General features: G+C 70.0%; 4 protein-coding genes and 1 pseudogene. 4 read left to right on the top strand and 1 reads right to left on the bottom strand.

The features are described 5' to 3' along the window. Window positions 1-196 precede the first annotated feature (196 nt). From ACLQ24_RS28695 to ACLQ24_RS28680, 4 genes are read left to right on the top strand one after another with little or no spacing between them, the layout of a single operon-like run. Window positions 197-961, top strand: coding sequence for a TnsA-like heteromeric transposase endonuclease subunit (locus ACLQ24_RS28695; RefSeq protein ID WP_425894861.1), 765 nt, complete (start codon window positions 197-199; stop codon window positions 959-961). Next, window positions 958-1,917 carry a hypothetical protein gene (locus ACLQ24_RS28690; RefSeq protein WP_425894860.1) on the top strand — a complete coding sequence of 320 codons (960 nt, stop codon included), beginning with the start codon at window positions 958-960 and terminating at the stop codon, window positions 1,915-1,917. Before ACLQ24_RS28695 ends, ACLQ24_RS28690 begins: the two co-directional genes overlap by 4 nt. Beyond that, window positions 1,860-3,029 (top strand): hypothetical protein, encoded by a 1,170-nt coding sequence (locus ACLQ24_RS28685; protein WP_425894859.1) that lies wholly within the window; start codon window positions 1,860-1,862, stop codon window positions 3,027-3,029. The genes ACLQ24_RS28690 and ACLQ24_RS28685 overlap by 58 nt, the downstream gene beginning before the upstream one ends. Continuing rightward, window positions 3,023-4,051 (top strand): TniB family NTP-binding protein, encoded by a 1,029-nt coding sequence (locus tag ACLQ24_RS28680; RefSeq protein WP_425894858.1) that lies wholly within the window; start codon window positions 3,023-3,025, stop codon window positions 4,049-4,051. The genes ACLQ24_RS28685 and ACLQ24_RS28680 overlap by 7 nt, the downstream gene beginning before the upstream one ends. Window positions 4,052-4,173: 122 nt before the next feature. On the opposite strand, the pseudogene ACLQ24_RS28675 reads toward ACLQ24_RS28680, so the two are convergent. Next, window positions 4,174-4,305: pseudogene (locus ACLQ24_RS28675) on the bottom strand (IS256 family transposase); the annotation flags it as partial.

Raw genomic sequence — 4,305 nt, 5'->3', positions numbered from 1 at the left:
GACCGCAACCACCAACCAGCACCGAATCTTCGCGCACCATGGTGCGCCTCGATGACGGCGCCGTGTTGCTGACCTGCTCTTTTCTCAAAGTTTCTGCTCCGACTGGCAGGTTTTCTCAGTCAAGGTGCTCCGGCTGCCTGTGAGTCGATGGCCGTCAGGCGGTTTCTCACAGGGCTGACGCTCGTTTGTCAGCTTCGTGAGATCTTCTTCGGATTCCGCCGCCGCTGTTGGCGTCATCGACGTGGCCGACTTCATGGTCGAGTTCGTCGGCGAGGGCGGTGAGCTGCGCTGTGAGTCGCTGACGGGCTGCGCTGCGGTGCGGTTCGAGGACGTCGCGCCGGCGCGGTCGTTCGCGATGTTCAAGGGTCAGCGGAACTTCCCGGGCCGGTGGTGGTCGTCGACGACGGCCGCGCATGTGGGTTACGAGTCGTGGCTGGAGCGGGATCATGTGATGCTGCTGGACTTCGATCCGGCGGTGGTGGGGATCGCCTCGCAGCCGTTCTGGCTGTCCTGGCCGGCGGGAGATGGGGTGCGCCGGCATCTGCCGGACTACTTCGCCCGGGTCGAGGACGGCACCGGGCTGGTGATCGATGTGCGCCCAGACGAGCGGATCAAGGCCCGTGACGCGCAGGCGTTCGCGGTGACGGCTGCGGCCTGCTCAGCGGTGGGGTGGCGGTTCCGTCGGGTCGGTGTCGTGGAGTCGGTGTTCGCGGCGAACGTGCGCTGGTTGTCGCGGTATCGGCATCCGCGCTGCGGGCGGCGCGAGGACGTCGTGGCCCGCTTGGTGGAGGTGTTCGACCAGCCCGCACCGTTGTTCGGAGGCGCTGAGCGGGCCGGGGATCGGCTGCTGGTGCTGCCGGTGCTGTTCCACCTGCTCTGGCGGCAGGTCCTCGCGGCGGATCTGACCGGTGCGCTGTTGGGCCCGGCGACGGTGGTGCGCGTGTCGAGGCCGCCGTGGTGAGCGGGCGGCTTCCGCGACTGCGTCCGGGTGACCGGGTGCGGGCCGCCGGGATCGTGCGGACGGTGGTGGGTTGGTCCGGGACGCTGGTGTTGCTGACCGACGAGGCCGGCTTGACCGAGGGCGTCCGGTTGGTGCACCTGTTGTCGGAGGCGGACTTCGCGGTGCTCGGGCAGCGCAGCGTCGCCGCGCCGATGAGCGCGGCGACGCTGGACCGTCTGCCGGACAACGTCGCCGAGCAGGCGTTGTGGTGGGAGCGGCAGGTGTTGGAGGTCATCCACGGCTTGGCGCCGAACGCTCCTGCCGGGTCGGTGGCCCGGCCTGGGTTCGACCCGGCGGTCACGACGGTGACCAGCCGGGAGAAGACCAAGGCCGCGGAGTTGCGGGCGGCCGGACACGCGGTGACGTGGGCGACGGTGAAGCGCCAGCGGCAGCGTTACGAGTCCGGCGGGGTCGCGGCGCTGGTGGATCATCGGCTGTTGCGGCAGCCGTCGCGGTTCGGCCGGATCGACGAGCGGGTCGTGGAAGCGGTGCGGGCGGCGGTCGCCGAGGCCACCGACGACTCGACCCGCACCCGCGGTTATGTGTTGTGGCGGGCCCGGCAGATCCTCGACGAGCGTCACCACGGCCTGGTGGCGATGCCATCGCAGGCGACGTCGTATCGGCTGCTGGACAAGCTGACCGTCGGCCTGCACACGGCGGGCTCGGCCCGCACCCGCCGCTCGGTGGCGGCGGCCCCGCCGGCGCCGTTCTCCCGGCCTCGGGTGTTCGCCCCGGGTGAGCTGATGGAGATGGACTCCACACCGCTGGACGTGCTGGTGCTGCTGGATGACGGCACGCCGGGGCGGGTGGAGCTGACCGGGGTGATCGACGTGGGGACCAAGACGGTGCCCGCGCGGCGGTGCTGCGCCCGACCACGAAGTCGGTCGACGCCAGCATCCTGCTGGCCCGGACCCTGACACCGGAGCCGATGAGGCCGGGCTGGACGCAGGCGTTGGCGATGTCCCGTTCGGTGTTGCCGCACCGGCGGCTGGCCGGTATCGACGAGCGGCTCGAACACGCCGCGGCCCGGCCGGTCATCGTCCCGGAGACGATCGTGGTCGATCAGGGCAGCGTGTTCCTGTCGCGCAACTTCCGCTCGTCCTGCGCGTTCCTGGGGATCAACTTCCAGCCCACCCATCCCGGCTCGCCGGAGGAGAAACCGCACGTCGAGAAGCTGATGTCGGCGGTCGGGACGCTGTTCGCGCAGTTCGTGTCCGGCTACGCCGGTTCCAACACCGAACGCCGGGGCCGTGGCCTGGAGGCCAAGGCGCTGTGGTCGATGCTGGAACTGCAGGAGCTGCTGGACGAGTGGATCGTGGCGTGCTGGCAGAACCGCCCCCACGACGGCCTGCGTGACCCGGCGACGCCGGGACGCATGTTCACGCCGAACGAGAAGTACGCCGCGTTGGTCGAGTCGACCGGCTACCTGCCGGTTCCGTTGTCCGGCGAGGACTACATCGCGCTGCTGCCGACCTGCTGGAAGGCGATCAACGCCTACGGCATCAAGCACCGGCGCCGCACCTACGACGCCGAACAGCTCAACCCGCTGCGCAGGCAGCCGTCGGGAAACAAGACCCACAAGAACCTGTGGCAGGTCCACCACGACCCCTACGACGTGTCCCGGATCTGGGTGCGCGACCCGGGCACCGGCGGCTGGATCACCGCGTTCTGGACACACCTGCGCCGCGACGGGCTGCCGTTCGGGGAACTGGCCTGGGACCACGTCCGCGCGAAGCTGCCCGACGCCACGGAAGCCGAGATCGCCGAGGCGGTGCAGGCGCTACTGCGACGCGCCAACCGCGGCCCCGACCCGACGCCGTCGGCGTCGGCGTCCAAACGAGACCTGCGGGTCCGCGCCCGCACCCACTCCACCGCCCAACCGGCGTGGCCACGCCCCGAACCGCCGGCCCCACCGGAGGCCGAAACTAGCCCGACCCGCATCGGCGCACCCGACGGCGACGACGCATCCGCCGAGGTCGTCCCGCTGGGCGTGTTCGACCCCTACCTGGAGGCAACCAAACGATGGTGACCGCGGCCCACACCCCCGCCGCCCAGCCAACCGACACCGACGCGGAACACCTGCAGCTGACCACGCTGCGGGGATGGCGACGGTTCGTGCAGACCACCCCGCAGGTTCCCGACCTGCTCGACGACGCCCGACTGGCCACGCTCACCTCCGACCAGCGCTTCGCCTACGACGAGGCCCGGCTCAGCCACCACGCCCAGCTGGTGGTGATCGCCACCGCAACCATCCGCCGGGTGACCCTCGAAGGCCGCCGGTTGACCTACCTCAACCGGCGCGCAGAGACCGGACGCTGCGGGCTGATCGTCTCCGGCCCCGCCCGCACCGGCAAGACCACCGCGATCATCCAGATGGCCAAGACCCTCGAGGTCATCCACCGCCAGCGCCACCCCCACAACGGCGGGGACATCCCGGTCGTCTACATCACCGCCCCACCCGCCGCGACCGGCCGGATGATCGCCGTCGAGTTCGCCCGGTTCCTCGGCATCCCACTGCTGCGCAGATCCAACATCACCGAGGTCATGGAAGCCGTCTGCGGCGTCTGCATCGACGCCCGCACCAGCCTCATCGTCGTCGACGAGATCCACAACATCAGCCTGACCACCCGCAACGGCGCCGAAGTATCGGACACCCTCAAGTACTTCGCCGAGCGCATCCCCGCGACTTTCGCCTACGCGGGCATCAACGTCGAACGCAACGGCCTACTCTCGGGCACCCGAGGCGAGCAGATCGCCGGCCGCTTCGGCATGGTCCCCACCGGCCCGTTTCCCCCCGGACCCGACTGGACAGCCCTGGTCGGCGCCCTCGAGGCCAGCCTGCGCCTGCACCACCACACCCCCGGCACCCTGGCCGAACTCGACCGTTACCTACACCAACGCACCGCCGGCATGATCGGCAGCCTCCTCCGGCTGATCCGCAGCGCCGCCGTCCAAGCCGTCATCGACACCACCGAAGCCATCACCCGCGCAAGCCTCGACGCCATCGGGGTCGACATCGCCGCCGAGACCAGCCGCCGGAAGAGACGATGACCAGTCCCGACACCAGCAGCGACGTGCTCACCGACCGGCCCCAACCACTGCCGGTCATACCCCGCCCACGCCGCGACGAGACCGGGACTGTCAACTTAACGGTGTAACTGGATTTTGATGGGTTACTTGCGGCCTGCGGACAGGCGGCCTTCGAAGGTGATCTCGAAGGCGTTCAGTGCGGCTTTCCAGCGGGTGATCCAGCGGCGTTGACCGGTGCCGGTCGGGTCCAGGGCCATCACGGCGAGGTACACGCA

Origin of the sequence: Micromonospora sp. DT4 (assembly GCF_049841675.1) — a bacterium.
GTDB lineage: Bacteria > Actinomycetota > Actinomycetes > Mycobacteriales > Micromonosporaceae > Micromonospora.
This window is presented reverse-complemented; position numbering and strand designations above follow the sequence as displayed.

Coding starts and splice junctions, on each gene's coding strand:
- ACLQ24_RS28680 (WP_425894858.1), top strand. CDS start 3,023: ATGGTGACCGCGGCCCACACCCCCGCCGCCCAGCCAACCGACACCGAC.